Origin of the sequence: Paenibacillus silagei (assembly GCF_017874735.1) — a bacterium.
In the GTDB taxonomy this organism is placed as follows: domain Bacteria; phylum Bacillota; class Bacilli; order Paenibacillales; family Paenibacillaceae; genus Paenibacillus_AQ; species Paenibacillus_AQ silagei.
Genome location: NZ_JAGGLV010000028.1, coordinates 38,765 through 65,206, shown reverse-complemented (window position 1 = coordinate 65,206; position 26,442 = coordinate 38,765). Strand labels below are relative to the sequence as shown.

The following is a 26,442-nucleotide window of genomic DNA, read 5'->3' as shown; positions in this document are numbered from 1 at the left end:
CTACGATGAGCGAACTGATTAATAACCGCGAGGTCGATATTCCGGAACAGACACGCCGCCAGGCTATGCTGAGAGAGATCATCAAGGAGCTGCATGCGGGCAAAAGCGTGGAGGAGGTTAAGGCGCGTTTTGAAGAAGCGGTAGGCGATGTTACGGTGGAGGAAATCTCCGCCATGGAGCACTCTCTGATGACCGAGGAAGGCATTCCGGTAGAGGAAGTACAACGCCTCTGCTCCGTGCATACGGCAATCTTCAAGGGCTCGATTGAACAGATCCACCGTTCTTCTAAGCCTGAGGAGCAGCCCGGTCATCCCGTGCATACGTTCAAGCTGGAGAACCGGGAGATCGAACGTCTGGTCAACTTCCGGCTGGAGCTGCATGCGGATAAGTTCAAGAAGAACGCCAGCGATGAGATTATCTATAAGCTGCTGGAGGACCTGAGTCTGCTGCTGGATCTCGACAAGCACTACAGCCGCAAGGAGAATCTGCTTTTCCCTTACCTGGAGAAGTACGGCATATACGGTCCTACGAAGGTAATGTGGGGAGTGGATGACGGAATCCGCAATATGATCAAGGAAGCCAAGAAGGCGCTTAGCGCCTATAACGGAGACAGCGGGCAGATTACAGCCGCACTGGAGGAGATCATTAAGGAAGTCAATGAGATGATCTTCAAGGAAGAGAATATTCTGCTCCCGATGGCGCTGGATAAGCTGACTGAGGATGAGTGGGTCAAAATCGCCCGCGAAAGCGATGAAATCGGCTTCTGCCTGACTGCGCCCGACCAGGAATGGATACCGGAACGTGCAGCGGAGCCTGAGGGTGCTGATGTTCCGGCGGAAGAAGGGGAAGGCCTGTCCCCGCAGGGCTTCATCCGGTTCGAGACCGGGCTGTTGTCGCTCCACCAGCTCGAGACGCTGATGAATCATCTGCCGGTGGATCTGACCTTTATCGACGAGAACGATGTCGTCCGCTACTTCTCGCATGGCAAGGAACGGATCTTCGCCCGGACGAAGGCCGTTATCGGCCGCACCGTACAGAACTGCCATCCGCCGCAAAGTGTGCATGTTGTTGAGAAGCTGCTGGCTGATTTCAAAGCCGGAGTGAAGGATGCCGAAGATTTCTGGATTAACATCAAGGATAAATTCATCTATATCCGTTATTTCGCCGTACGGGATGCAGAAGGCCGTTATATGGGGACGCTGGAATTCACCCAGAATATCGCACCGATCCGTGCCCTTGAGGGCCAGAAGCGGATTTTGTCCGAATAGCATTAAGGTATCTGGCACCCTACAATAGAAGAGAATGAACGGACTTTCTTGCCTGCCTGGTGAGAAAGTCTTTTTGTTAACAAATAAGAACTGAAGTCCATTGCCCCGGGTGTATCGCCTTTCCTTGACCGCAGGGGAGGGTTCTATTATAGTGGGTACGTAGGATTAACTATTTTAGCATAGAAAAAGGTGGCTTGTAACATGTCTGAACATATCTACGTTGGCGTGGATTTAGGTGGTACCACGATTAAGGTTGGAATCTGTAATGCCGAGGGAAGCCTGCTGCACACTTACGAAGGTCCGACAGGGACTGCGGATGGCGTCGATGCTGTCATCGATAATATCGAGAAGTATGTACGCCAGATTGTGGAGGACTCTCCGTACTCCTGGGACCAGCTGGCTGGTGTCGGTGCGGGACTGGCCGGATTTACGAATATTCGTGAAGGTATCATCATCCTTGCGCCCAACATAGGATTTAGAGATGTGCCGATCCGCTCCATTCTGGAGGGTCGCCTGAACAAGCCAGTCAAAATAGACAATGATGCCAACGTGGCTGCACTGGGCGAAGCCTGGAGCGGTGCAGGGCGCGGCATAGAGAATTGTGTCTGCTATACGCTCGGTACGGGTGTCGGCGGCGGTATTATCATTAATGGTAAGGTGTATCAGGGATTTGCCGGTCTGGCCGGCGAGCTTGGACATATCTCCGTGGTGCCCGATCTGGAAGCGATCCAGTGCGGCTGCGGGAACATGGGCTGTTTGGAAACCGTTTCCTCAGCGACAGGCATTATCCGTATGGCGAACGATGCTGTAGCACGCGGGGACCGGACCTCCTTGTCCACCGTTGAAAAAATCGCTGCGAAGGAAGTATTCGATGCCGCCAAGGCAGGCGATGAAGCTGCGCTGCGGATTGTGAACCGGGCGGCCTTCTACCTGGGCAAATCAATGGCCTCCGTTGCAGCGGTTCTGAACCCTGAAGTATTCATCGTCGGCGGCGGAGTCTCCAAGGCAGGCGATATTCTGTTCGATGAAGTCCGCCGGGTATTCGCCAAGCTGGCGCCTGCCCCTCTGCAGACCGGTGTTACGATTGTACCTGCAGCGCTTGGCAATGACGCCGGTATTATTGGTGCGGCAGGCCTGCTGCTGCGTTCTTAAAAGACCGGAATTATTCATATACTAATCATAGGGAGGGATGCTGTAATGACCGACCTCGAGCAAACCCTGCCCGCCCATGCCACCCTGATTATCATTACAGGCATGTCGGGTGCGGGCAAGACGATTGCCGTGCAGAGCCTGGAGGATCTGGGGTTCTTCTGCGTGGATAATCTTCCGCCTGTGCTAATCCCGAAATTCGCTGAGCTGATTGAGCAGTCCAAGGGTAAAATCGCCAAGGTGGCGCTGGTCATCGACCTTCGGGGGCGGGAATTCTTCACCGCCCTGTCTGAGTCTCTGGCCTACATCAAGGACGAGTCAACGATCGGGTGTGAGATCCTTTTCCTGGACGCCACAGATTCAGTGCTTGTACAGCGTTACAAGGAGAGCCGCAGGCATCATCCGCTTGCTCCGAAGGGCATGCCGCTGGACGGCATCCGCATGGAGCGCCAGATGCTGGAGGAGCTGAAGAATTCAGCTACCCTGTGTCTGGATACCAGCAGCATGAAGCCGGTTCAGCTCAAAGAAAAAATAGTGTCACGCTTCTCCCACCTCGGGAAAAGCACCCTCTCGGTTAACATTACTTCGTTTGGATTCAAGTATGGGATTCCGATTGATGCTGACCTGGTGTTCGACGTCCGCTTCCTGCCTAATCCGCATTATGTGGATCAGCTGCGGCCTAAGACAGGCCAAGACAACGAGGTGTACGACTACGTAATGAAATGGCCTGAAACGCAAGAATTCCTGACCAAGCTGCTGGATATGCTTCAATTCCTTATTCCGCAATACCGCAAGGAAGGCAAATCCCAGATTATTATCGGCATCGGCTGTACGGGCGGCAAACACCGTTCGGTAGCCATCGCCGAATACCTGGGCAAAATGCTGGGGGTTAGCGAGACGGAAGCGGTGGCAGTCAGTCATCGGGACTCCGAACGCGACCGGCATTGATGAGAGAAGGGATGAATAGTGGCTGAAGAACAAGGACAGCGTCCGAAGATCGTCGTGATGGGTGGCGGGACAGGGCTCTCGGTGATGCTCCGGGGGCTGAAGGAGAAGCCGCTGGATATCACGGCAATCGTAACTGTCGCAGATGACGGGGGAAGCTCCGGGATTCTGCGCAGTGAGCTGCAGATGCCGCCGCCCGGGGATATCCGCAACGTACTTACGGCTATGGCTGACGTTGAGCCTCTGATGGCACAGATTATGAAGTACCGCTTCAGCAGCGGAGAAGGCTTAGCCGGGCATAGCCTGGGCAATCTGATTCTGGCTGCACTGACTGACATCTCCGGGGACTTCGTTACAGCAGTCCGGGAGCTTAGCCGGCTGTTCGCCGTTCGCGGCCGGGTGCTGCCTGCGGCTGGAGAGGCGGTAATCCTGCACGCCGAGATGGCGGATGGAACGCTGATTACCGGTGAATCCAAAATCCCGGAGGCGGGAGGCGTCATCAAGCGCGTATTTCTGGAGCCGGTGGATGTGGAGCCGCTGCCGGAGGCGCTGGAGGCTATCCGCAACGCAGATGCTATTCTGCTCGGTCCGGGCAGTCTGTATACCAGTATTCTGCCGAATCTGCTGGTGCCAAAGCTGGCAGAAGCCGTGGTAGCTTCCGAGGCCATTAAGATTTTTGTATGCAATGTAATGACCCAGCCGGGTGAGACGGATAATTACACGGTTAATGACCATCTACAGGCCGTATATGACCATATCGGGCTGCATCTGTTCGATTATGTGATCGTCAATGACGGGGAGATCCCGGAGCAGGTGCAGATCAAATACGCCGAGAAGGGTGCCCGTCCGGTACAGCTTGACCGTGAGGCCGTGGACGGCAACGGGTATAAGGTGATTGCTGACAAGCTGGTATTATTCAAAACCTATTTGCGGCATGATACAGATAAGCTCAGTCACCATATTTTCCAGCTGGTGAAGGATTGGATTGACAGAAAGAGTTAAATGAAAGAGGTGAGCCCCTTGTCTTTTGCGGCCCTTACCAAAAAAGAGCTGACGATGGTCGAGAGCCAGCCCTGCTGCGAGAAAGCGGAAATGTCAGCGCTGATCCGAATGAATGGTTCGGTGCAGCTTTCGAGCAAAAAGGTGGTTCTCGACATTTCGACGGAGAACGCCGCGATTGCAAGGCGGGTATATTCTTTGCTTAAGAAATATTACCAGGTCCATATCGAGCTGCTCGTGCGTAAAAAAATGCGTTTGAAGAAGAATAACGTCTATATTGTAAGAATCCCGAACCAGGTCCAGGAGATCCTGAAGGATCTGCGGATTGTCTCTGAGGGTTTTATTTTCACGGACGGGATTGATGAGGAGATTGTCGGTAAGAACTGCTGCAAGCGTGCCTATCTGCGCGGGGCCTTCATGGCCGGCGGTTCGGTCAATAACCCGGAGGGCTCTTCGTACCACTTGGAAATCGCTTCCATGTATGAGGAGCACTGCAAGGCGCTCGTTGAGTTGGCTGGTGAATTTCACCTGAATGCCCGCTGCATAGAACGCAAAAAAGGCTTCATCCTATACATCAAGGAAGGCGAGAAGATCATCGAGTTCCTCAGTCTGATCGGCGCCCATCAGGCGCTGTTCAAATTCGAGGATGTGCGGATCATGCGCGATATGCGCAACTCGGTCAACCGGATTGTGAACTGCGAAACGGCCAATCTGAACAAGACGATCAGTGCGGCGGTACGCCAGATTGAGAACATCAAGCTGCTGCAGCGCGAGGTGGGTCTGGAAAGCTTGCCGGATAAGCTGCGGGAGGTGGCCGAGATTAGACTGGCGCACCCGGATATTAACCTCAAGGAAGTCGGGGATATGCTGGGCGGGACGGTAAGTAAATCGGGTGTGAACCACCGTTTGCGCAAAATTGATGAGCTGGCGGACAAGGTCCGCGGCGGCTGATTATTTTTTTTCTAGTGCGGTATGCGTTATAATGATATAATATTATAAAATTAATGTGAAATTTTTGGGCAGATCTCAAATAGGGGGTAAGCGTTTCATGACAAAGCACCCGGTAGTTGTTCGGTTGAAGACGGGGCTCCATGCTCGGCCGGCAGCATTGTTTGTGCAAGAAGCTAATAAGTTTTCGTCGGAGATTTTCGTGGAAAAAGACGATAAAAAAGTGAACGCCAAGAGTATCATGGGCATTATGAGCCTTGCGATCAGTTCCGGTACGGAGATTCATATCAGCGCAGACGGTGCAGATGCGGAACAGGCTGTAACCGCTTTGACCAGTCTGGTAAGCAAGGAAGAGCTCGAGAATCAATAAATGCTACATGGTCTAACCAAAAGCCCTTAGGGGCTTTTTTTCATATCGGAAATGTCATCCGCCGGTTCTGGATCGAAACGGGGAACAAATAAAAAATAAATATCGTACATCGCTCATGCAACTTTTACCATGCTGTCCCGTCTAGAGGGTAATAACACTTAAACGAATCGAAAGGGGATGGCAAGCATGAGAAAATGGGGTAAATCGATTGGATCAGTTCTGCTGGCAGCTAGCTTGATGATTGGAGGAATGGGGTTGAGCGGAGTGCTAAAGGGTCCTGAAAAGGCTTACGCCGACGAAGTACAGAAGAATGTGGTGAACGTGGTAGGCAAAGGCGAGCTGTCGATCAAACCGGATATCGCGTATCTCTCCATCGGGGTAACGACAACTGCCGAAACCGCGCAGGAAGCACAGAAGGGCACAGCCGCGAAGGTCTCCAAGCTGACCGCCTTGTTCAAGACCACTTGGGGCATTGCGGACAAAGACATTCAGAGCACCCAGTTCAACGTACAGCCTAACTACACTTACAGCGAGAAGGACGGCCAGAAGGTAAAAGGCTATAACGCCCAGCACACGCTAGAGGTCTCTTACCGGGATCTGACAAAGGTTGGACAATTGCTGGACGCTGCCTCTGCGGCTGGAGCGAACAACATCGGCAATGTGCGGTTTGCGATCGAAGATCCGTCCGCCTTTGAAGCACAGGCTATTGAGAAGGCTATGCAGAATGCAGATGTCAAAGCTGCGGCCATCGCCAAAGCAGCCAAACGCGGACTGGGTCAGGTAGTCACTGTCATTCAGAGCGATGACGGGAATCATCCGGTGGTCTATGCTGAAGCAGCCTCCATGCAAAAGATGTCCATGGATAACAATGCCGGCAGCTCCGTTGAGCCCGGGCAGGTTAAGGTCATTACCCAATTGAGTGTAACTTATGAATTGAAATAAAACGTTTCGCAAGAGGCGCTTGCTCTGCTGTTATAGCGGGGCAGGCGCTTTTTATAAAAATATAAGAATTTATATGTTTTACATGATAAATTATCCTTCTATTTCTCGCTGAAACGGTACCGTCCTTTAAAAGGACGGCAAAGCCGTTTCCACTTGTCATATAAATGTATTGATATGCACATAGCCGCTATCGAAAGCTCTCAATTTGTTTAAATTGAGGTAACAGGATCTTTAGATAATCACGGCAAACCTTAAGAAACTGTAAAGCGGATTGTAACAACCCCCGCACTTTCTTTTACTATAATAGGAACAGTGATACTGAGGAACACACATCATGACTAATCATACCACCAGGTGGAAGGGGAAATAACAATGAATTCGAACTCTAAGAAATATATCAGCAAATGGGGTGCAGGAATGCTCGCCGCAGGAATCCTGCTGGGAGGAACAGGAATAATCCATGCAGGCATCACTGAGGCCGCTCCGGCAGCCGCTCAGGTCAAAGCCAAATCCTCATCTATAGTGCTGAAGGTTAACGGGAAAAGTACAGCCCAGACGGGCCTGCTCCAGGAAGGAAAGGTATGGGTGCCGGTAACCTTCCTGCGCGATGCGCTGGGGATGCCGCTCTCTTATGATAAAGCGGGGAAGACGTACACCATCGGGACAGGAACTGCTCAGACAAGGCTGACGATCAATGATTATGGCATTTCTGTTATGGTGAACAATTATTATGTGGGTGAAGGCAAGCAACTGAATAACCGGCTGTATGTTTCGTCTGAGCTGCTTAGCGATTACTTGGGCTACAAAGTAGACGGGAGCGCAGCAGCAGGACGGCTGAATGTTATGAAGAAAGTGCAGAATGCGGTAACCATCAAAACAGTGAGCTATGTGAAGGATCATAAGGATGCGCCTATCCGGCTGGATTATCCGCAGGTCAGCGGCCTGGCAAGTGCAGAGGCAGAGAAGGCAATCAATGATACGATTAAGCAGACCGTTCTGAACTATGCGAAGGATGCTGAAGATCAAATCTCCAAGCGGTCGGAGGATGACCGGCCGTATGAATTCGAAGGCGGTTATGTGGTCACGTATAACCAAGATGGCGTGCTCAGCCTAATCACCAATCAATACGGGTATACCGGCGGTGCCCATGGGATGACTTACCGCAATGCGTTCACCTTCTCGCTCAAAGACGGGAAACGTCTGTTGCTGGGCGATCTGTTCGGTGCCAACCCTAATTACAAGAAACAGCTCAATGCCAAGCTGGCCACCGAGATCAAAGCTAACGGAGGATATCTGGGCGGGTTCAATGGACTGAATACCGAGAAGTACTTCTATCTGAAAGATGGCAAAGCGGTGCTCTTCTTCCAGTTATACGAATACACGGCATATGCCGAGGGCTTCCCGGAATTCAACTTCAGCTTCAAGGAACTCCTGCCGGATGGAAGCAGTCCGTTCGCGGCGCTGAAATAATAAAATAATTATCCAGATGCCCCTGCATCTCCTCCGGGAGATGCAGGGGCATTCTTCATGTGCACGGCCTAATCAGCCTGCCCTGCCGTTACCACTTCACCCGGATAGTCATAAGCTATAGAAGGCAAGCAGCTTATAACGGGGAGGGGAAGGTTATGGTCTATGCTTATACAGCGATCGGGGATTCACTTACAACCGGCTTCGGGGCGCTGCCCGGGAACGGCTTCGTCCCCGTCTACCGCCGGATGGCGGAAGGGAGGCTGGGTACACCAGTGGTGCCGGCGAATCTTGGCGTCAACGGTCTGACCACCGGGGGGCTGAAGCAACGGCTGAGGAGCTCGAATGTCTACCGGGCAGCGGTGAAGGATGCGCAGATCATTACGCTGTCCATTGGCGGCAACGACTTGATTAAGGCAGCCCGGGCAGCCGGGCCCCGGCCCGGTGAATTCCAGGGCTTACTGCAGCAGGCGCTTAGGGACTGCAAGCGTAACTACAGCGACATCATGGGTAGCCTGACACAGCTCAAAGCAGGTTCCCGCAGCCCCTACATCATCCGGATGGTAGGCCTGTATAATCCCTACCCACAGGTGAATGAAGCAACAGAGTGGGTGCGGGAGTTCAACCGCTATGCAGCAGGCTACAGCAGCAATAACGTAGGGTTTGCTTCGGTATACCATGAATTTGCCGGTAACGAGCGGGGGCTGCTGTTCCTGGACCATATTCACCCGAACGGCAGAGGCTACCGCGTAATTGCAGGCAAGCTGGATGCCCTTGGGTACGGGAGCTTAAGGTAGGCAGCAATGGCTGGGCATAAGAAAGAGGCTGTAACGGGACCGGACCGGTCTGTTACAGCCTCTTTGTGTATTCATTGGAGCATGTACTTATACGCCTGTTGGCAGAGTCTTCTCAATTACCTTGTCCACGATACCGTATTCAGCAGCGTCTGCAGCGCTCATGAAGTAGTCGCGGTCAGTATCCTTCTCGATCTTCTCCAGCGGCTGGCCTGTACGCTCGGACAAGATGCGGTTCAGCTTCTCACGCAGCTTGATGATGCGGCGGGCGCGGATCTCAATATCCGAAGCCTGCCCCTGCGCACCGCCTAGCGGCTGGTGAATCATGATCTCGCTGTTCGGCAGGGCGAAGCGCTTGCCCTTGGCGCCGGCATTCAGCAGGAACGCTCCCATGGAAGCGGCCATACCTACACAGATGGTGGATACATCCGGCTTAATGTATTGCATTGTATCGAAGATGGCCATACCCGCTGTGATGGAACCGCCTGGGCTGTTCACATACAGGTGAATATCCTTATCCGGGTCCTCGGCAGCCAGGAAGAGCATTTGTGCGATGATGGAATTGGCAACCACGTCATTAACCTCCGTTCCAAGGAAAATGATGCGGTCCTTCAGCAGGCGGGAATAGATGTCATAAGCGCGCTCACCGCGGTTGCTCTGTTCTACTACCATAGGAATATAACTCACGTGGAAAACCTCCTTGAAATTGGTGCTTCGAATGTGTTCATTTTTTACTGTTACCGTATTAACCACATGATAAACAAATTCAAACAAAAAGTCAAAGAAAGTCAAACTTACTTTCAAAAAAAAGAGCCCTCAAGCGGCTCATTGGTTAAATATAATATAATCGGAACTAAATTATGTACAATCTTGAAAAAAATGGCGCGCCCGCCAAGAATCGAACTTGGATCTCAGGCTTCGGAGGCCTACGTCATATCCATTGGACCACGGGCGCAACAGAAATTATTATAATATACTTCTCGGATAAAAGCAATGCGTATTAGGCATCTTGCGCAAAAATAGTTTTCTCTGCCTCCATTAATAGAGCCGGAGATGCACCTCCTGCCAGCGGCCTTCCGGACAAGCCCATGTATAAGATGAAAGCGGGCTGAGAATTATAGTCTCGGAACACTTGCACTTGGCGTCAGTTTTGGGTAGAATATGGGTGGGACTTAAAAAGTTAACCCGGGACATTTTGAGACCACGAACAAGGGATAAGAGAAAGACGAAGTTGCAGGAGTGAAAGCATGCGTAATCTATTGGAAATCCAAAAGCAGCTTCTGCCTGATCTCATGGAAACCCTTAAGAGACGGTATACGATTCTACATCAGATCATGCTGTCCGATATTATTGGGCGCAGGACGTTAGCCGCATCGCTTGATATGACCGAGCGGGTGCTGCGCGCCGAGACGGATCTTCTGAAATCGCAGGGGCTCATTGAGATCGAGAGCGTCGGTATGCGCATTAGCGATGCCGGTCGCAGACTGCTTGACCTGCTGGAGCCGGTCGCCAAGAGCCTATTCGGCCTGGATGATCTGGAAGAGAAAATTCGTACAACGTACGGTCTCACCAAAGTAATTGTGGTACCTGGCGATTGTGAGACATCGCCGTTCACCAAGCGTGAGCTGGGGCGCGCAGGCTCCAAGGCACTGCTCAGCGTACTGCGCAGTGACGATACGATTGCCGTCACAGGCGGATCAACACTGGCCGAGATGGCCGATCAGCTGACCCCGCCGCTATCCCTTTCCTATAAGAACGCCTGGGTTGTTCCGGCGCGTGGAGGACTGGGAGAGAGCATGGAGATACAGGCCAACACCATTGCTTCAACCATGGCCAAACGGATTGGCGCCAATTACCGTCTGCTGCATGTGCCCGATCTGCTTAGCGGAGACGCATATGAGTCGCTTGCGCAGGACTCCAATATTGGAGAGATTGTACAAATTATCCGCAGATCGCGTATTATTGTACATGGAATAGGCGACGCCATTGAAATGACCCACCGCCGCAAGCTGGACTCCGGGACGATCTCAGAGATTCAGAGCGAGGGAGCCGTAGCCGAGTCCTTCGGATACTATTTCAATGAGAATGGCGAAGTGGTTCATACGATGCGGACCATGGGGCTGCGCCTGGAAGACATTATCCGTACGGAAGTCGTTATCGGTATTGCCGGCGGCAAACGCAAGGCGAAGGCCATTCATGCGATGCTGCGGTTCGGGCAAGAGGATATTCTCGTCATCGACGAGGCGGCGGCTGTTGAAATCGGCAAGGAAATCGACACACAGCTACAAAAGGCCCTATAGATTCCATTAAATGGGGCGCGCGCAAAGGGTTTATGCATTATACTTAACATTGTTGTCTTGACGAGCCTCACGGCCTGTCTTGAATAAATAAAACGAACTCTAGGAGGAACTATTCAATGAGTGTAAAAGTTGGTATTAACGGTTTTGGACGTATTGGACGCCTTGCATTCCGCCGTATTCAAAATGTAGAAGGTATCGAAGTGGTAGCAATCAATGACTTGACTGACGCTAAGATGCTTGCTCATTTGCTTAAATATGATACAACTCAAGGTAAATTCCAGGGAGACGTTGAAGTTCATGACGGATTCTTCAAAGTAAACGGTAAAGATGTTAAGGTTCTGGCGAACCGCAACCCTGAAGAACTTCCTTGGGGAGAGCTTGGCGTTGATATCGTTCTGGAATGTACTGGTTTCTTCACAACTAAAGAAGCCGCTGAGAAGCACCTTAAAGGCGGAGCTAAGAAAGTAGTTATTTCCGCTCCAGCTACAGGCGACATGAAAACTGTTGTGTACAACGTTAACGATGACATCCTTGACGGTTCCGAAACAGTAATCTCCGGCGCATCTTGCACAACGAACTGCCTGGCTCCAATGGCCAAAGTCCTGAACGACAAGTTCGGTATCATCGAAGGCCTGATGACTACGATCCACGCTTACACAGGTGACCAGAACACTCTTGATGCTCCACACGCAAAAGGCGACTTCAGACGCGCCCGCGCTGCTGCTGAGAACATCATCCCTAACACTACCGGTGCTGCTAAAGCCATCGGCCTGGTTATTCCAGAACTGAAGGGCAAACTTGACGGTGCAGCACAACGTGTGCCTGTAGCTACAGGTTCCCTGACTGAGCTGGTTACTGTTCTGGATAAGAGCGTAACTGTTGAAGAAATCAATGCAGCCATGAAGGAAGCTTCTGACCCAGAAACTTACGGCTACACTGAAGACGAAATCGTATCTTCCGACATCAAGGGTATGACTTTCGGTTCCCTGTTCGATGCAACTCAGACAAAAGTACTGACTGTTGGCGACAAACAGCTGGTTAAAACTGTTGCTTGGTATGACAATGAAATGTCCTACACTGCACAGCTGGTTCGTACTTTGGAGAAATTCGCTAAGCTTGCTAAATAAGACCGATTTCATATAAGAAGTACAATAGAGCGGAAACAAGGAAAGTCTGTTTCCGCTCTTTCTAAATGAACTGGATTCGCGTGAAATGGCTTTGTGAAGGAACCAATTTTGGGTGTGGAGGAAATGTTAATCATGAACAAAAAAAGTGTCCGTGATGTAGAAGTAAAAGGCAAACGCGTATTCGTGCGTGTAGATTTCAATGTGCCAGTGGAAGACGGCAAGATCACTGATGATACCCGTATCCGCGAAACCCTTCCAACAATTAAATACCTGATTGAGAACGGTGCAAAGGTCATTCTGGCCAGCCATATGGGCCGTCCTAAAGGCGAATTCGTCGATTCCATGCGGTTGACTTCCGCTGCAGTCCGTTTGTCTGAATTGCTCGGCAAACCGGTAGCCAAGGCTGATGAGGCCATTGGCGAAGCGGTAAAAGCAAAAATCGCTGAACTGAACGATGGCGATGTGCTTGTGCTTGAGAATGTCCGTTTCTACAAAGGCGAAGAGAAGAATGATCCTGAACTGGCTAAGCAGTTCGCTGAACTGGCTGACCTGTTCGTCAATGACGCATTCGGCGCAGCTCACCGTGCCCATGCTTCGACAGAAGGAATCGCTCACTTCCTGCCGGCAGTATCCGGTCTTCTGATGGAGAAGGAATTGTCCGTTCTCGGCAAGGCGCTTTCTAACCCGGAACGTCCTTTCACTGCCATCATCGGCGGTTCCAAGGTGAAAGACAAGATTGACGTTATCGACAACCTGCTGAATCTGGCTGACAATGTACTGATTGGCGGCGGCCTCTCCTACACGTTCACCAAGGCTCAAGGTTACGAAATCGGTAAATCCCTGGTAGACAACGACAAGATTGATGCAGCGCTTGGATTCATCGAGAAGGCCAAGAAGCTGGGCAAGAACTTCGTGCTTCCGGTTGACGTTGTAGTGGCTGACAAGTTCGGTGCAGATGCCAACACCAAGATTGTAGATGCAACCGAGATCCCTGCAGATTGGGAAGGTCTGGACATCGGTCCTAAGACCCGTGAAATCTATGCCGATATTATCAAAAACTCCAAGCTGGTTGTATGGAATGGACCGATGGGCGTATTTGAAATCGACATCTTCGCTGAAGGCACCAAGGCTGTGGCTCAGGCTTGTGCTACTACCGAAGGCTACACTGTTATTGGCGGCGGCGATTCCGCTGCGGCTGCTGAGAAATTCCACCTCGCAGACCAGATGGATCACATCTCCACTGGCGGCGGCGCATCGCTCGAGTTCATGGAAGGTAAGGCTCTTCCAGGTGTAGAAGCACTGAACGACAAGTAATACCGAAGAGGGAGGCAATACATCACTATGAGTAGAACACCTATTATTGCAGGCAACTGGAAAATGTTCAAAACCGTTCCGGAAGCAGAAGGCTTCATCGCTGAAATCAAAGGCCAGGCGGAAGTGGCAGGCGTAGAAACTGTAATCTGCGCGCCATTCACGAACCTGCCTGCACTGGTTGCAGCGGTACAAGGCACTACCATCAAAATTGGTGCACAGAACCTGCACTTCGAAGATAACGGCGCTTATACAGGTGAGATCAGCGGCGTAATGCTGAAGGATCTTGGTGTAGAGTACGTTATTATCGGCCACTCCGAACGCCGTGCTTATTTCGGTGAAACGGACGAAATCGTCAACAAGAAGATGCATGCGGCCTTCCGTCACGGCATTACTCCAATTGTCTGCGTAGGCGAAAAGCTGGAAGAGCGCGAAGCTGACCAGACTAAGGACGTATGCAAGGTGCAGACTGAAGCGGCATTTGCCGGTCTTAGCGCAGAGCAGGCAGCAAGCGTAGTTATCGCTTATGAGCCGATCTGGGCGATTGGTACAGGTAAATCCTCCACTTCCCAGGATGCTAACGAAGTTATTGCTTATATCCGTACCCTTGTTAAAGGCCTGTACGATGAAGCAACGGCTAATGCAGTCCGTATCCAATACGGCGGCAGTGTGAAGCCTGAGAATGTAACGGAGTACATGAGTCAAAGCGACATCGACGGCGCTCTCGTCGGCGGTGCCAGCCTGCAGCCTGCTTCCTTCGTTTCACTCGTTGAGGGGGCGAAGTAAGAATGTCAGCTCCAAGACCTGTAGCACTGATTATCATGGACGGCTTCGGACTGCGGAACACGGATGAAGGCAACGCTGTTGCCCAAGCCAACAAGCCGAACTACGACCGTTACCTGAAGCAATATCCGAATACTACGCTTACCGCTTGCGGTGAAGCTGTAGGTCTGCCGGAAGGCCAAATGGGTAACTCCGAAGTAGGGCACCTTAACATTGGTGCCGGCCGGATTGTATATCAAGATCTGACCCGTATCGACAAGTCGATCCGTGATGGAGAATTCTTCGATAACGAGACGCTGGTGGCTGCCGTAAGAAGCGCTAAGTCAACCGGCAAAAAGCTTCACCTCTATGCACTGGTATCCGATGGCGGCGTACACAGCCACATCAATCACCTGTTCGCCATGCTCGATCTGGCCAAAAAAGAAGATCTGCATGAAGTCTATATTCATGCCTTTATGGATGGCCGTGACGTACCACCCGACAGTGGACAGAAGTTCATTCAGGATCTGGTCGCCAAGATTGAAGAGGTTGGCGTAGGTACGATTGCTACGGTATCCGGACGCTACTTCGCGATGGACCGTGACAAGCGCTGGGAACGTGTAGAGAAGGCTTACCGTGCAATGGTATATGGGGAAGGCCCTAAATATACCGATGCCCTTCAGGCCATCACTGCATCCTACCAGAATTCTGTGTTCGATGAATTCGTGGAGCCAAGTGTAATTGTGGACAGCCAAAACAACCCGGTAGCGACCGTGGAGAGCGGCGATTCAGTCATTTTCCTTAACTTCCGTCCTGACCGTGCCATTCAGCTGTCACAAGTGTTCACAAACTCGGATTTCCGCGGCTTCGACCGTGGTCCTAAGTTCCCGCAAGGCCTGCACTTCGTATGCCTGACTACCTTCAGTGAGACAGTTCAAGGCTTCGTGGCTTACTCCCCGAAGAACCTGGACAACACGCTCGGTGAAGTGCTGGTTCAGCAGAACAAGAAGCAGCTGCGTATTGCAGAGACCGAGAAGTATCCGCATGTGACCTTCTTCTTCAGCGGCGGACGCGATGAGGAGCTTCCGGGCGAGACCCGTATCCTGATCAACTCGCCGAAGGTGGCAACCTATGATATGAAGCCAGAGATGAGCGCTTACGAAGTGGCGGCGGCCTGCGTAGCGGAGATCGAGGCGGACAGACAGGATGCCATTATCCTGAACTTTGCTAACCCTGATATGGTAGGACACTCCGGCATGCTGGAGCCTACAATCAAGGCAGTCGAAGTAACGGACGAATGCGTAGGCAAGGTTGTGGATGCTGTAGTTGCCAAGGGCGGCGTTGCTATTATCATTGCCGACCACGGAAATGCTGATATGGTATTCGATGAGAACGGACGTCCGTTCACAGCCCATACCACCAACCCGGTACCGTTCATCGTTACCACTGAAGATGTAGTTCTGCGCGAAGCTGGTATTCTCGCAGATGTGGCACCGACAATCTTAGATCTGATGGGACTTCCGCAGCCTGCGGAAATGACCGGACAATCCATGATTGCCAGCCGCAAATAAGCAAGACACCCTGTTTGTGTAAACCCAAAACCATTGTATAAAAGGAGATTAAACTTACATGACTATTATTTCTGATGTGTATGCACGCGAAGTCCTTGACTCCCGTGGTAACCCTACTGTAGAGGTTGACGTATATCTGGAGTCCGGCGCAAAAGGCCGCGCTATCGTTCCTTCCGGCGCTTCCACTGGCGCTCATGAAGCTGTAGAGCTTCGTGACGGCGACAAATCCCGTTACATGGGCAAAGGCGTTCTGAAAGCTGTTGAGAACGTAAACGAAATTATCGCTCCAGAAGTAATCGGTATGGACGCTCTTGACCAAGTGGGCATCGACAAGCTGATGATCACTCTGGACGGAACTCCTAACAAAGGCAAGCTGGGCGCTAATGCAATCCTGGCTGTATCCATGGCCGTAGCTCGCGCTGCTGCAACAGCTCTGGACATTCCTTTGTATGTATACCTGGGCGGATTCAACGCCAAGACTCTTCCAGTACCAATGATGAACATCATCAACGGTGGTGAGCATGCCGACAACAACATCGACGTTCAAGAGTTCATGGTTCTTCCAGTAGGCGCTCCAAGCTTCAAGGAAGCACTGCGTACTGGTGCGGAAATCTTCCACAACCTGAAATCCGTACTGCAATCCAAAGGCCTGAACACAGCTGTTGGCGACGAAGGCGGCTTCGCACCGAACCTGGGTTCCAATGAAGAAGCGATCACTACAATCATCGAAGCGATCGAAAAAGCCGGTTACAAACCAGGCGTTGACGTATTCCTTGGTATGGACGTTGCTTCCACTGAGTTCTACAAAGACGGTAAATACACACTTGCAGGCGAAGGTAAATCTTACACTTCCGCTGAGTATGTTGACCTGCTGGCTTCATGGGTTGAGAAGTACCCAATCATCACTATCGAAGATGGTATGTCCGAAGATGACTGGGATGGCTGGAAATTGCTGACTGAAAAATTGGGCGATAAAGTCCAATTGGTAGGTGACGACCTGTTCGTTACGAACACTGAGCGTCTGGCAACAGGTATCGAAAAGGGTATCGGTAACTCCATCCTGGTTAAGGTTAACCAGATTGGTACACTGACTGAAACCTTCGATGCGATTGAAATGGCAAAACGTGCCGGCTACACAGCTGTAATCTCCCACCGTTCCGGTGAGTCCGAAGACAGCACTATCGCTGACATCGCTGTAGCTACCAACGCAGGCCAGATCAAGACTGGTGCTCCTTCCCGTACAGACCGTGTGGCTAAATACAACCAACTGCTTCGCATCGAAGACGAGCTGGGCGAATTGGCTCAATACAACGGCCTGAAATCCTTCTACAACCTCAAAAGATAATTTCTTTTGAATCTATAGATACAATGAGCCTGCCGGGTTCCGGCAGGCTTTTTTGATTCTGATATCCGCGATAGAGGGACAACATGAGATTTTCATAGTGAGATAGGGCGGGAATGCCGTCTGGATGGTTGTATTCATTCTGTGGCTATGATAAAATAAAAATGCTGTTTATGAAACGGATATTCTAATTTAGCATAGATAGTGATGCTTGGACGTAGGAGGTGGAAGTGAATGGATATCTTTTTGAAAGTGGTGCTTCTGATTTTTGCCGTAGGTCTGATTGCGGTCGTTCTTCTGCAAAAAGGGAAAAGTGCAGGTCTTTCCGGTGCCATCTCCGGCGGTGCTGAGCATCTCTTCGGTAAAACAAAGGCGCGCGGTATGGAGCTTGTGCTGCAGCGTGTAACAGTTGGTCTGGCGGCAGGATTCTTCATCATGTCAATAGTTGTTGCCATTGTTGTTGAATAACTCGTCTACAGTAAGCCTTCGCTCTGTTCTGAATGGAATAGACGGGGGCTTTTTTGTATGCAGATTTAATATTGTGAACATCATAACAGGGATGCCCGGGATTAATTTCGTGTATACTAGGGTATGAAGTATATAAAGGTAAATTTTACTTGAAATGATTAGCTGTACAATAGGACAAGGCATACAGTATGCCAATGCATAGGAATGCAGCAGGAGGCTGAGGTAACGAACATGATAACACAGGAAATCTTACTTGATTTCATGCGGGAGACCGCTTATAAACCACTAACCTATGAAGAACTGGTAAGCCATTTCGCCACTCAGGATAGTGCCGATTTCAAAGCCTTTGAGGCTCTATTGATTGACCTGGAAAAGGACGGCCGGATTATATTGACCCGGGGCAGCCGTTATGGTGTGCCTGAGCGGATGGATTTGCTGCGCGGACGGCTGCAGGTTCATGCTAAGGGTTTTGCTTTTCTGATTCCCGATAACCGGGAGCACCCGGATGTGTATATCCACGCGAACGATCTGAAGGGTGCTATGAACGGCGATATCGTCTTGATCCGTATTACCTCTAAGAGCCCGTCCGGCGGGCGAATGGAAGGCGAAGTGGAACGGATTCTGATCAGAGGTGTGTCGCAGACGGTGGGTGTTTTCCAGAGCCTGGAGACCTATGGCTTCGTGCTGCCTGATGATAAGCGGATTAACCGGGATATTTTCATCCCAAGGGAGTCTTTCAAGGGTGCGGTTGACGGGGAAAAGGTGGTTGTCCGCATTGTGAGCTATCCGGAGGGCCGTGCTGCGGCTGAGGGTGAGATCATTGAGATCCTTGGCCATAAGGATGATCCGGGCGTGGATATTCTGTCGGTAATCCGTAAGCATCAGCTTCCGGAGGCTTTTCCGGCTGAGGTGATGACGGAAGCGGAGCAGGCGCCGGATTCGATCACAGATGAAGAGATTATCGAGCAGGGGCGGCGTGATCTGCGCGGGCTCAATATCGTAACGATTGACGGCGCAGATGCCAAGGATCTGGATGATGCGGTCAACGTTGAGCGTCTGGAGAATGGCCATTATAAGCTGGGTGTTCATATTGCTGATGTAGGCTATTATGTGCGTGAAGGCTCTGAGCTGGACAAGGAAGCCTATGACCGCGGATGCAGTGTGTACCTGGTGGACCGTGTCATTCCGATGCTTCCGCACCGGCTGTCGAACGGTATCTGCAGCTTGAATCCGCAGGTTGACCGTCTGACGATGTCCTGTGAAATGGAATTCGACGAGCAGATGAAGGTCGTGAACCACGATGTCTTCACCAGTGTCATCCGTACGAAGGAGAGAATGACCTACTCTGATGTACGGAAGATTGTCGAGGATGAAGATCCTGAGCTGCTGGAGCGTTATGCTCCGCTGATCGGGGATTTCCGCCTGATGAAGGAGCTGGCGATGAAGCTGCGGGGTGCCCGGATGCGGCGCGGGGCGGTGGATTTCGATTTTGAGGAGAGCAAGATTATTGTAGATGAGGCCGGTAAGGCTATCGATATTGTAAAACGTGAGCGCTCTGTAGCAGAGCAGATTATTGAAGAGTTCATGCTGGTCGCTAATGAGACGGTGGCAGAACATTTCCACTGGCTGAAGGTTCCGTTCCTGTACCGGATTCATGAGGACCCGGACCCGGAGAAGCTGCAGAACTTCATGGCTTTTGCGGCTAACTTCGGCTACCACGTGAAGGGCCGGGGGAATTCGGTTCATCCGCGCGCACTCCAGGATCTGCTGGAGCAGATTCAGGGAACGAAGGAGCAGACGGTCATCAGCACGATGATGCTGCGCTCCATGAAGCAGGCGAAGTATGATGCCGAGAGCACCGGGCACTTCGGGCTGGCAGCGGAGTTCTATTCCCACTTCACCTCACCGATCCGCCGTTATCCCGATCTGGTCATCCACCGTGTGATGCGTGAGGTGCTTGAGAATGGCGGAGCGCTGAGCGAGAAGCGCCACGAATATCTGGCCTCCCGGATGCCGGATATTGCCCAGCAGTCCTCGGAACGTGAGCGAGTGGCTGTTGAAGCCGAGCGCGATACCGAGCAGCTGAAGAAAGCAGAGTTCATGCAGGACAAGGTTGGCGAGGAATTCGACGCCATGATCAGCAGCGTGACCAGCTTCGGGATGTTCATCGAGCTGGACAACACGGTCGAGGGTCTTATTCGCCTTAGTGCGCTGACGGATGATTACTACCACTTCGATGAAGCTCATATGGCGCTGATCGGTGAGCGTACCTCCAAGGTCTTCCGCATCGGTGATGAAGTGAAAATCCGGGTTGCCAAGGTTAACATGGATGACCATACCATCGACTTCGAGCTGGTCGATATGAAGCCGCGCGCGGCTGGAGATCACCGGAGCTATGGCGGCAAAGGCGGCCGTCCGGGCGCTGGTGGCTTCAGCAAGCCCGCCGGTAAGGCTGGAGGCGGCAAGGGCCGTGGCGGTAAAGGAAAGCCCGGCAGCGCTGCTGCCGGAGGCAAGAGTGGTGTTGCCAAGGGCAAGAACGGCGCCATCTTCGGTGCTGGCGGTAAGGGTAAGAGCGGCGGCACAGGTGCCGCTGGTAAGAGCAAGAACGCTTCTCCCGCTGGCGGCGGTGAAGCGGCTGGTGGCTTCGGCGCCGCTGCGGCAGGCGCCGGGAACGGGCCGCGCGCAGATGGAGCGGCGGCGTGGGACATCGCCGGCGCAGCCGGCAGCGGCCGCAAGCGCGGCCGCGGGCCGGAAGCGGCAGCGCGGCGTGGTCTTGCCGCCGCAGGCGCAGCGGGCGGCGGCAAGGCGGACCGCCGGGGCGAAGCCGGCGGTTCGGGCGCTCCGCGCGAGGGCGGCAGAGGCCGCGGCGCGGAGGCCGGTGGCGGTGCCGGGGGACGCGGCATCGCCTTCGGCTTTGGCTCGGGCAAGGGCGGCTACGGCGCGCCGGGCGGTGGCGGGTCTGAGCAGGCGGGCGGTGAGCTGCGCGGCGTAGACGCGAGCACACGGTTCCGCAGCCGCGAGGACCTCGGGGCCGACGGGCGCGCCGTAGCGCCGGAGGGCAAGGGCCGCCGCAAGAAGAAGGGCGGCGTGTTCATTAGCCCCTCCGTGACGCCAGGCAGCGGGGAGTCCGCAGGCCAGGCCGGTGCTGACACTGGCGAGAAGAGCGGGCGCCGTAAGCGCAAGAAGAAACCTAAGGCGTAGGCTGAACGAGATGAGCGCTGTTCCTTTAGGGGGACAGTGCTTTTTTAATAAAAATCAAGCTTCACACGACCGCGGCATAGAGCGATCCTTCCTTGCGTTGGCAGCTCCGCTTTTGATACAATATAGACCTGGTGTCCGTGAAGGATTGCCGGGAATTCGATTCAAGGAGTGACGCTCATGGGTAAAAAAGCAGACGGGAAAGTGCTCGCCCAGAACAAAAAAGCTTCCCATGACTATTTTATTGAGGACACCTACGAAGCTGGTTTGGTTCTTACAGGAACAGAGATCAAATCGCTGCGTAATGGCCGCGCCAACATAGGGGATGCGTTCGCTACGATCCGCAATGGCGAGATTCATATCCACAACATGCATATTAGTCCTTTTGAACAGGGAAACCGCGCCAATCCTACCGATCCTACGCGCACACGTAAGCTGCTTATGCATAAGGAGCAGATACACAAGCTGCTGGGCTCGTCCAAACGGGATGGCTTCACCATTGTGCCGCTTAAGATTTATGTGCGTAATGGCTATGCCAAGCTGCTGATTGGTCTGGGTAAAGGTAAGAAGGAATACGACAAACGGGATTCCGCCGCGAAGCGTGACGCACAGCGTGATATCCAGCGTGTACTGCGTGACAAGCAGAAGGTCGCCAGATAGACGGACTACTGCACCTGCGTCGAAGTGGTTCCAGATTCAACCTTCAATTCCTTTAACCCACGTGTTAAAGTGTTGATAAATGTGCTATACTGGGTAAGTAGATTTTTTGCTTCTGAACAGCCATCGTAAATCAGATCGCTGTGTACCGGATCAGCATTTGTGCTTGTGATTGATCCGTTCATCCGAAGCGCCCTTTCTAATGAGGGGCCGTTCTTGGATTCGACGGGGATAGTTCGAGCATGAGTAGCGAGTAGTGGGGACGCGTCCGCTTCATCAACGCTAAAGCCTATTAAACGGCAAACAACAAAACAACTACGCTTTCGCAGCCTAAGAAACTGTGTGCGTGCTTCTACTCTGCATCGTCCATGTGACAGGGCTAGGGGCTAACAAATAGTGGAATACGCTGTCTCATCTCCGCCTGGGGTGAGCTGAAGAAGATAATCAGGCTGACCCGAAGGGGACCCGGTTACGGGGGGCTTCTAGGGTGACATCAAAACTGTAACTACACTCGTAGAAGCTTATGTGCCGTTATCTTCGGACAGGGGTTCGACTCCCCTCGGCTCCATATGGAGTATCAGTGAAAGACACCTTGAGGGGTGTCTTTTTTCATTTCTGTGGCTGTTTATATTTATCGTTTTCAGTCAGCCCAATTGTAGGGTTACACAGGTATCCACTATTACTTTTACTTAAAAAGATGTGGCATTATATACTCCAGAGATCGGGTGGAGGTCTAACTCTGGTTTAGACGATACCAACCGATATGCTATAATAATAGTAATTATTTAACCGGAGGTGTCCAAGATGCGATGGGATGAAGTTCAGGAACGGTTTCCGAATGAATGGGTCGTTCTTGAGGCGACTAAGGCCTATTCTAAGGAGGGCCAGCGTTTTATTGAAGAGATGTCCGTGATCGATTCCTACGAGGACTCTACCAAAGCATTGAAGCGGTATAGTGAATTACACCAGGAAGACCCTCACAGAGAGTATTGTTTTTTTCACACCTCCCGTCCTGAGGTTGTAGCACGAGAACGATATGTCGGGATTAGAGGGCCCAGATGAATATAACAGAAATTTATGGACTTCCCTTCGTAAGCATGACAGTGGTGTTTAGGGGGAGAGAGTTAAAGCTGGAGAAGGTATTGCTTGACACAGGCTCTGCCAGTACGCTTTTGAACGCGGACATCGTGCAGGAGATTGGCATGGTTCCTGAAGGAAATGATATCGTTGATATTATACGGGGCGTAGGTGGCGTGGAGTATGTGTACACCAAATACCTGGACTCGATTATAGTCGATGAAGCAATACTTAAGGATTTTCAAGTTGAAATCGGGAACATGGATTATGGCATGGAGATTGACGGAATCCTCGGCTTTAACTTCTTGAAACAAGCATGGGCTGTGATTGATACTGGAGAAATGCAACTGAAAACCAACGTTTGCTAAACGGCTATCTCATACAGTTCCAGCAGGAACCCCCGCCGAATTGTGGCTCTGCAAGTCCATGCCTCAGCTTCATATGGAGTATCAATAAAAGTCACCTTTAGGGGTGTCTTTTTGTTTTATTCTATCAAACGTGGAAAAGACACTGAATGATGGGAATTTCTCGTTTCTGGAGCTGTTTGGATAGCCCGTTCAGCAGTATCTGTTAAGGATTTCTGATTGAAAAGAGGGCCCCAAAATCCCTCTTCATTTATGATTTCTTTTATGTCAGGATCATGCTCAATCCATTTATGAATTAGGAAGGTAAATAGTCCGTCTCGTTTACGCTTAATGATTTCTACCTTGTATATTTCGCTTGGCGAATATATGACCCGAACGACTTCACCCATAGGTTCTCCCCTCACTAACAAGTTATTAACCCAACTATACCAAATATCCCTTTACGGGGGGCTTCTAGTGTGACATCAAAACTTGATTTTTAGATGGAATTAAACTAACTGGTAGTTATCTATAAGACGATTGATTTATTCGGGGGATTGCGGGAATTTCAAAAGTGGAATATTATTACCTTATGATTAATGTATTGGCTTACTAATTAATGTTTATATTAATTTAATTGGAGTGGATGTATTATGTATCCCCATCATCAAGCTGCCATTGATGCCATCACCAACAAGCTTAAAGCCAGACCCGACGTACAAGGGATCATCATCGGGGGTTCCGTAGCGCATGGTTTTGCTGGCGAAACCTCTGATATCGACATTATGATCGTCCTTTCTGAAGAGGATTACCAGAAAGCTTGTTCCATCCATAATCTTGGGTATTTCGAAACGGAATCCTGTTCTTATGAAGGCGGTTACGTGGACGGGAAGGTTGTATCCGCTTCCTACATCAAGCAAGTGGCCGAATCCGGCAGCGATCCTGCTAAGTTCGCATTCCAGGATGCGTTCGTCACCTATTCCAATATTGAGGGGTTGGAACAGTTGGTCCAAGACGCTCCCCGATATCCGGTGGAGAAAAAGGCAGAGAACATGCAGAAGTTCTATGCACAATTCGAAACCTGGAAATGGTATTATTACGAAGGACTGAAACGCAACAATCGTTTATTAATCGACTACTGTTTGACCCACTATGCCTTTTTCGCAGGTAGGCTGATTTTGGTACACAACGAAACGCTGTTCCCTTCTTATAAGTGGTTCTTAAAGGTTCTGGAAGGGGTAGAAAAGAAGCCGGAGAATTTGTTGGCGGACATCCATCGGGTACTGGAAGAACGAACGCCGGAAGCTGTCGAGAATCTGTACGAGAGTATTGTGGAATTTAATAACTGGTATCAGGCAGAGCATCATTGGACGGTTCAGTTCATGATGGATAGCCAGCTGAACTGGATGGACGGACCGGTTCCGGTTCTCGATTTATAAACTGTTCCGCTAACGGAGTAAAGCAGAAGACACCTCGTCAGGTGTCTTTTTTCATTACTGTGGATGTATTAATTTCCTAGTACATAAGAAGCCGTCTCCGTCGGATGACTAATAGGAAAATGATGACCATAGGGAACAACGTCAATCTTTCCAAGCTGTACTGGAGCAGAATAGCGCCGATCTTGATCGCCCCAAATAATATGAAGATTAGACCCCGGTACTTTGGTGAAAACCCCCTGATAGTTTTTCGACAGGAAACTGTTGAGCTGAAGAGTTGTATTTAAAATTCTAGGCGAAGTAAAGCTGCTGCGTACTTTGGCAATATAATGTTTCGGAATGCTCTCTATATTTTCAAACAGACCATTGCCAATTAAATAACGTTCTAATGAATTAGCCGTTGCTAATTTCAATGCCCATTTGTTCAACAATGGAGGAGCATTAAACGATTTGTGATTTTTCTTCGTAACAGGTGGCTGAAGTAAAGTAATAGTATTCTTCGTATCTAAGCACTCTCGCGCTAACGCTTCCAGCAGAATAACCGCTCCGAAGGAATGGCCAATCCAATGTGCGCCCTGAGCAGCTTTTCCTGATAACTCCTTCACTACATTCAAATAGAGATCTATAAGATTCTTCTCATGTTTAAAAGGGGAACGTCCTAAACCTGGAAGATCCGGAATCCATACAGGTTGACCCGTTTGTTCATGAAGCTCTAGACCTAAAGGAAATAAATCCTCCCCATCACTCAACAAACCGTGGAATAAAATAAATGGCCTACCCTCTCCTTGAATCTGATGAATCACAGTGTTTCCGATTAAGGTTCGTTCAAATACATGATTATGCTGGTTATTTGGGTACATCAGGCGATAATCCAAATCTGCGACTACGGCCGGGAAAAAATTCATGACACTCGTCTTAGTAAACCAATCGGCTCCCATGACTTTTTTCGGCAGATCATTTGAAAACGTTCGATTTGTAATAAAGTTCAGTCCATCCGATGGAATTCGTGTGATTTTACTGAGCCCGCTGTTCATAAGTGCCTTCATGAAGCGAAGGGGGACAGAAATCTTAGGTGCGGCCATATTCATACTTTCTGACATCACGCCTAATAACTCATCTATATCCGGATCAAGCGGTTTGTCTGGAACAAGGGTATAGGTTCGAATAGACGACGGCTCCAGCTTAACAACCTGAACAATAAACTTCGCTAGCGCATCGTTTGCAATCAGTGGTAATTTATACCCCTTGCCTCCAGGTATAACTGGCATCAGCCCTCTGCGCATACTCTCCACAAGCAAGCCTAAGCCTGCTACCTGCTCCGTACTTCCTGTTGTACTGCTGCCGACTACAGTTGGCGGATTAATCACAGACAGCGGATAGCCTACTGCGGATGCCTGCTGGCGAATATACAGATCCGCTAAAAATTTGGTTCTTTCATAAGGATTTTTTATTTTCAGATAGTCGTGTCCTTCTTTAAACACATCGATCGCAACCTTGCTGTTATGGTCATCAAAAGGGCTCATATATCCAACGACATGAATAAATTGCTGCAAACCCTTCAATTGATGGATACGTTTAGCGAATTCACTGATATGCTTGGCACCGTTTAAAAATACAGAGGTTGCTTCTTGCGTTGTCGCTTGAATATCCATTTGTCCGCCTGCGTGAATAATAACATCCGTACTCAGTACCCTCTCCTTATCTTCATCGCTTAGACCTAAATCTGGTTTCGTCAAATCGCCTTCAATAAAGTGCATGGCTGCCTCGTTTAAAAACCCTTTTTTCTGAAAAACGCGTGTTGCTTTACTTTTCGACCTCACTAAAAGAAAAATCATAACCTCCTCTTTAAGAAGCTCCTCCACGAGTTGCCTCCCAATAAAACCTGTTCCACCTGTTAAAAATATTGTTCTCATATCATCTGTTCTCCTTTTTAGTACTGTTTGGTACTAATTTTGTGCAAAAAAAGT

General features: G+C 50.7%; 24 protein-coding genes, 1 tRNA gene and 1 other RNA gene. 22 read left to right on the top strand and 4 right to left on the bottom strand.

Annotation, left to right across the window (positions count from 1 at the left end):
• Positions 1-5 precede the first annotated feature (5 nt).
• From J2Z70_RS28315 to J2Z70_RS28275, 9 genes are all read left to right on the top strand, one after another.
• On the top strand, positions 6-1,268 hold the full coding sequence (locus J2Z70_RS28315; RefSeq protein WP_209878660.1) for a DUF438 domain-containing protein: 1,263 nt from the start codon (positions 6-8) through the stop codon (positions 1,266-1,268).
• Between the two features lie 201 nt (positions 1,269-1,469).
• Positions 1,470-2,420 carry an ROK family glucokinase gene (locus J2Z70_RS28310; protein WP_036690067.1) on the top strand — a complete coding sequence of 317 codons (951 nt, stop codon included), beginning with the start codon at positions 1,470-1,472 and terminating at the stop codon, positions 2,418-2,420.
• Between the two features lie 45 nt (positions 2,421-2,465).
• Positions 2,466-3,365: an RNase adapter RapZ gene (rapZ, locus tag J2Z70_RS28305; protein WP_036690069.1), complete on the top strand. Its 900-nt coding sequence runs from the start codon at positions 2,466-2,468 to the stop codon at positions 3,363-3,365.
• A gap of 57 nt (positions 3,366-3,422) precedes the next feature.
• Positions 3,423-4,364, top strand: coding sequence for a gluconeogenesis factor YvcK family protein (locus J2Z70_RS28300; protein WP_200869550.1), 942 nt, complete (start codon positions 3,423-3,425; stop codon positions 4,362-4,364).
• An 18-nt stretch (positions 4,365-4,382) separates the two neighbouring features.
• A complete protein-coding gene (gene whiA / locus J2Z70_RS28295; protein WP_036726258.1) occupies positions 4,383-5,312 on the top strand; it encodes a DNA-binding protein WhiA in 930 nt (309 codons plus the stop codon).
• Between the two features lie 97 nt (positions 5,313-5,409).
• Positions 5,410-5,679 carry an HPr family phosphocarrier protein gene (locus J2Z70_RS28290; RefSeq protein ID WP_036690075.1) on the top strand — a complete coding sequence of 90 codons (270 nt, stop codon included), beginning with the start codon at positions 5,410-5,412 and terminating at the stop codon, positions 5,677-5,679.
• A 186-nt stretch (positions 5,680-5,865) separates the two neighbouring features.
• Positions 5,866-6,621, top strand: coding sequence for an SIMPL domain-containing protein (locus J2Z70_RS28285; RefSeq protein ID WP_209878658.1), 756 nt, complete (start codon positions 5,866-5,868; stop codon positions 6,619-6,621).
• A 372-nt stretch (positions 6,622-6,993) separates the two neighbouring features.
• Entirely contained in the window at positions 6,994-8,091 is a 1,098-nt protein-coding gene (locus J2Z70_RS28280) for a PdaC/SigV domain-containing protein (protein ID WP_209878656.1), read from the top strand.
• A 155-nt stretch (positions 8,092-8,246) separates the two neighbouring features.
• Complete coding sequence (locus tag J2Z70_RS28275) at positions 8,247-8,885, top strand: GDSL-type esterase/lipase family protein (RefSeq protein ID WP_036726263.1); 639 nt, start codon at positions 8,247-8,249, stop codon at positions 8,883-8,885.
• Between the two features lie 87 nt (positions 8,886-8,972).
• Here J2Z70_RS28275 and clpP read toward each other — a convergent pair whose 3' ends face one another.
• Together clpP and J2Z70_RS28265 are read right to left on the bottom strand one after the other, a co-directional pair.
• Entirely contained in the window at positions 8,973-9,569 is a 597-nt protein-coding gene (clpP, locus tag J2Z70_RS28270; RefSeq protein WP_036690083.1) for an ATP-dependent Clp endopeptidase proteolytic subunit ClpP, read from the bottom strand.
• Positions 9,570-9,762: 193 nt separating this feature from the next.
• Positions 9,763-9,837, bottom strand: a tRNA-Arg gene (locus tag J2Z70_RS28265).
• A gap of 292 nt (positions 9,838-10,129) precedes the next feature.
• Here J2Z70_RS28265 and J2Z70_RS28260 point away from each other — a divergent pair.
• The 12 genes from J2Z70_RS28260 to J2Z70_RS28205 all read left to right on the top strand — a co-directional run bounded on the left by J2Z70_RS28260 (position 10,130) and on the right by J2Z70_RS28205 (position 23,063).
• The gene (locus J2Z70_RS28260) at positions 10,130-11,182 is read left to right on the top strand and encodes a sugar-binding transcriptional regulator (protein WP_036726264.1); all 1,053 of its coding nucleotides are present in this window, start codon (positions 10,130-10,132) and stop codon (positions 11,180-11,182) included.
• A 116-nt stretch (positions 11,183-11,298) separates the two neighbouring features.
• Positions 11,299-12,309, top strand: coding sequence for a type I glyceraldehyde-3-phosphate dehydrogenase (gene gap, locus J2Z70_RS28255; protein WP_036690087.1), 1,011 nt, complete (start codon positions 11,299-11,301; stop codon positions 12,307-12,309).
• Positions 12,310-12,441: 132 nt separating this feature from the next.
• Positions 12,442-13,623 carry a phosphoglycerate kinase gene (locus J2Z70_RS28250; protein ID WP_036726266.1) on the top strand — a complete coding sequence of 394 codons (1,182 nt, stop codon included), beginning with the start codon at positions 12,442-12,444 and terminating at the stop codon, positions 13,621-13,623.
• 27 nt (positions 13,624-13,650) lie between these two features.
• A complete protein-coding gene (gene tpiA, locus J2Z70_RS28245) occupies positions 13,651-14,406 on the top strand; it encodes a triose-phosphate isomerase (RefSeq protein WP_036726267.1) in 756 nt (251 codons plus the stop codon).
• 2 nt (positions 14,407-14,408) lie between these two features.
• The gene (gene gpmI / locus J2Z70_RS28240) at positions 14,409-15,953 is read left to right on the top strand and encodes a 2,3-bisphosphoglycerate-independent phosphoglycerate mutase (protein ID WP_036726269.1); all 1,545 of its coding nucleotides are present in this window, start codon (positions 14,409-14,411) and stop codon (positions 15,951-15,953) included.
• Between the two features lie 58 nt (positions 15,954-16,011).
• Positions 16,012-17,298 (top strand): phosphopyruvate hydratase, encoded by a 1,287-nt coding sequence (eno, locus tag J2Z70_RS28235; protein WP_036726271.1) that lies wholly within the window; start codon positions 16,012-16,014, stop codon positions 17,296-17,298.
• A 231-nt stretch (positions 17,299-17,529) separates the two neighbouring features.
• Positions 17,530-17,763: a preprotein translocase subunit SecG gene (gene secG / locus J2Z70_RS28230; protein ID WP_036690096.1), complete on the top strand. Its 234-nt coding sequence runs from the start codon at positions 17,530-17,532 to the stop codon at positions 17,761-17,763.
• A gap of 231 nt (positions 17,764-17,994) precedes the next feature.
• Complete coding sequence (gene rnr, locus J2Z70_RS28225) at positions 17,995-20,964, top strand: ribonuclease R (protein WP_209878654.1); 2,970 nt, start codon at positions 17,995-17,997, stop codon at positions 20,962-20,964.
• 177 nt (positions 20,965-21,141) lie between these two features.
• Positions 21,142-21,621 (top strand): SsrA-binding protein SmpB, encoded by a 480-nt coding sequence (smpB, locus tag J2Z70_RS28220; protein WP_036690100.1) that lies wholly within the window; start codon positions 21,142-21,144, stop codon positions 21,619-21,621.
• 203 nt (positions 21,622-21,824) lie between these two features.
• Positions 21,825-22,189: a transfer-messenger RNA gene (gene ssrA / locus J2Z70_RS28215) on the top strand.
• Between the two features lie 233 nt (positions 22,190-22,422).
• On the top strand, positions 22,423-22,680 hold the full coding sequence (locus J2Z70_RS28210; RefSeq protein WP_074110628.1) for a hypothetical protein: 258 nt from the start codon (positions 22,423-22,425) through the stop codon (positions 22,678-22,680).
• The gene (locus J2Z70_RS28205; protein ID WP_209878652.1) at positions 22,677-23,063 is read left to right on the top strand and encodes a retropepsin-like aspartic protease; all 387 of its coding nucleotides are present in this window, start codon (positions 22,677-22,679) and stop codon (positions 23,061-23,063) included. The genes J2Z70_RS28210 and J2Z70_RS28205 overlap by 4 nt, the downstream gene beginning before the upstream one ends.
• A 116-nt stretch (positions 23,064-23,179) precedes the next feature.
• Here J2Z70_RS28205 and J2Z70_RS28200 read toward each other — a convergent pair whose 3' ends face one another.
• A complete protein-coding gene (locus tag J2Z70_RS28200; protein ID WP_209878650.1) occupies positions 23,180-23,449 on the bottom strand; it encodes a hypothetical protein in 270 nt (89 codons plus the stop codon).
• A gap of 243 nt (positions 23,450-23,692) precedes the next feature.
• Here J2Z70_RS28200 and J2Z70_RS28195 point away from each other — a divergent pair, with 243 nt between their 5' ends.
• Positions 23,693-24,478: a nucleotidyltransferase domain-containing protein gene (locus tag J2Z70_RS28195; protein WP_209878648.1), complete on the top strand. Its 786-nt coding sequence runs from the start codon at positions 23,693-23,695 to the stop codon at positions 24,476-24,478.
• 68 nt (positions 24,479-24,546) lie between these two features.
• Here the strand turns inward: J2Z70_RS28195 and J2Z70_RS28190 are convergent, their stop codons facing one another.
• Complete coding sequence (locus J2Z70_RS28190; protein WP_209878646.1) at positions 24,547-26,388, bottom strand: alpha/beta fold hydrolase; 1,842 nt, start codon at positions 26,386-26,388, stop codon at positions 24,547-24,549.
• Positions 26,389-26,442 lie beyond the last annotated feature (54 nt).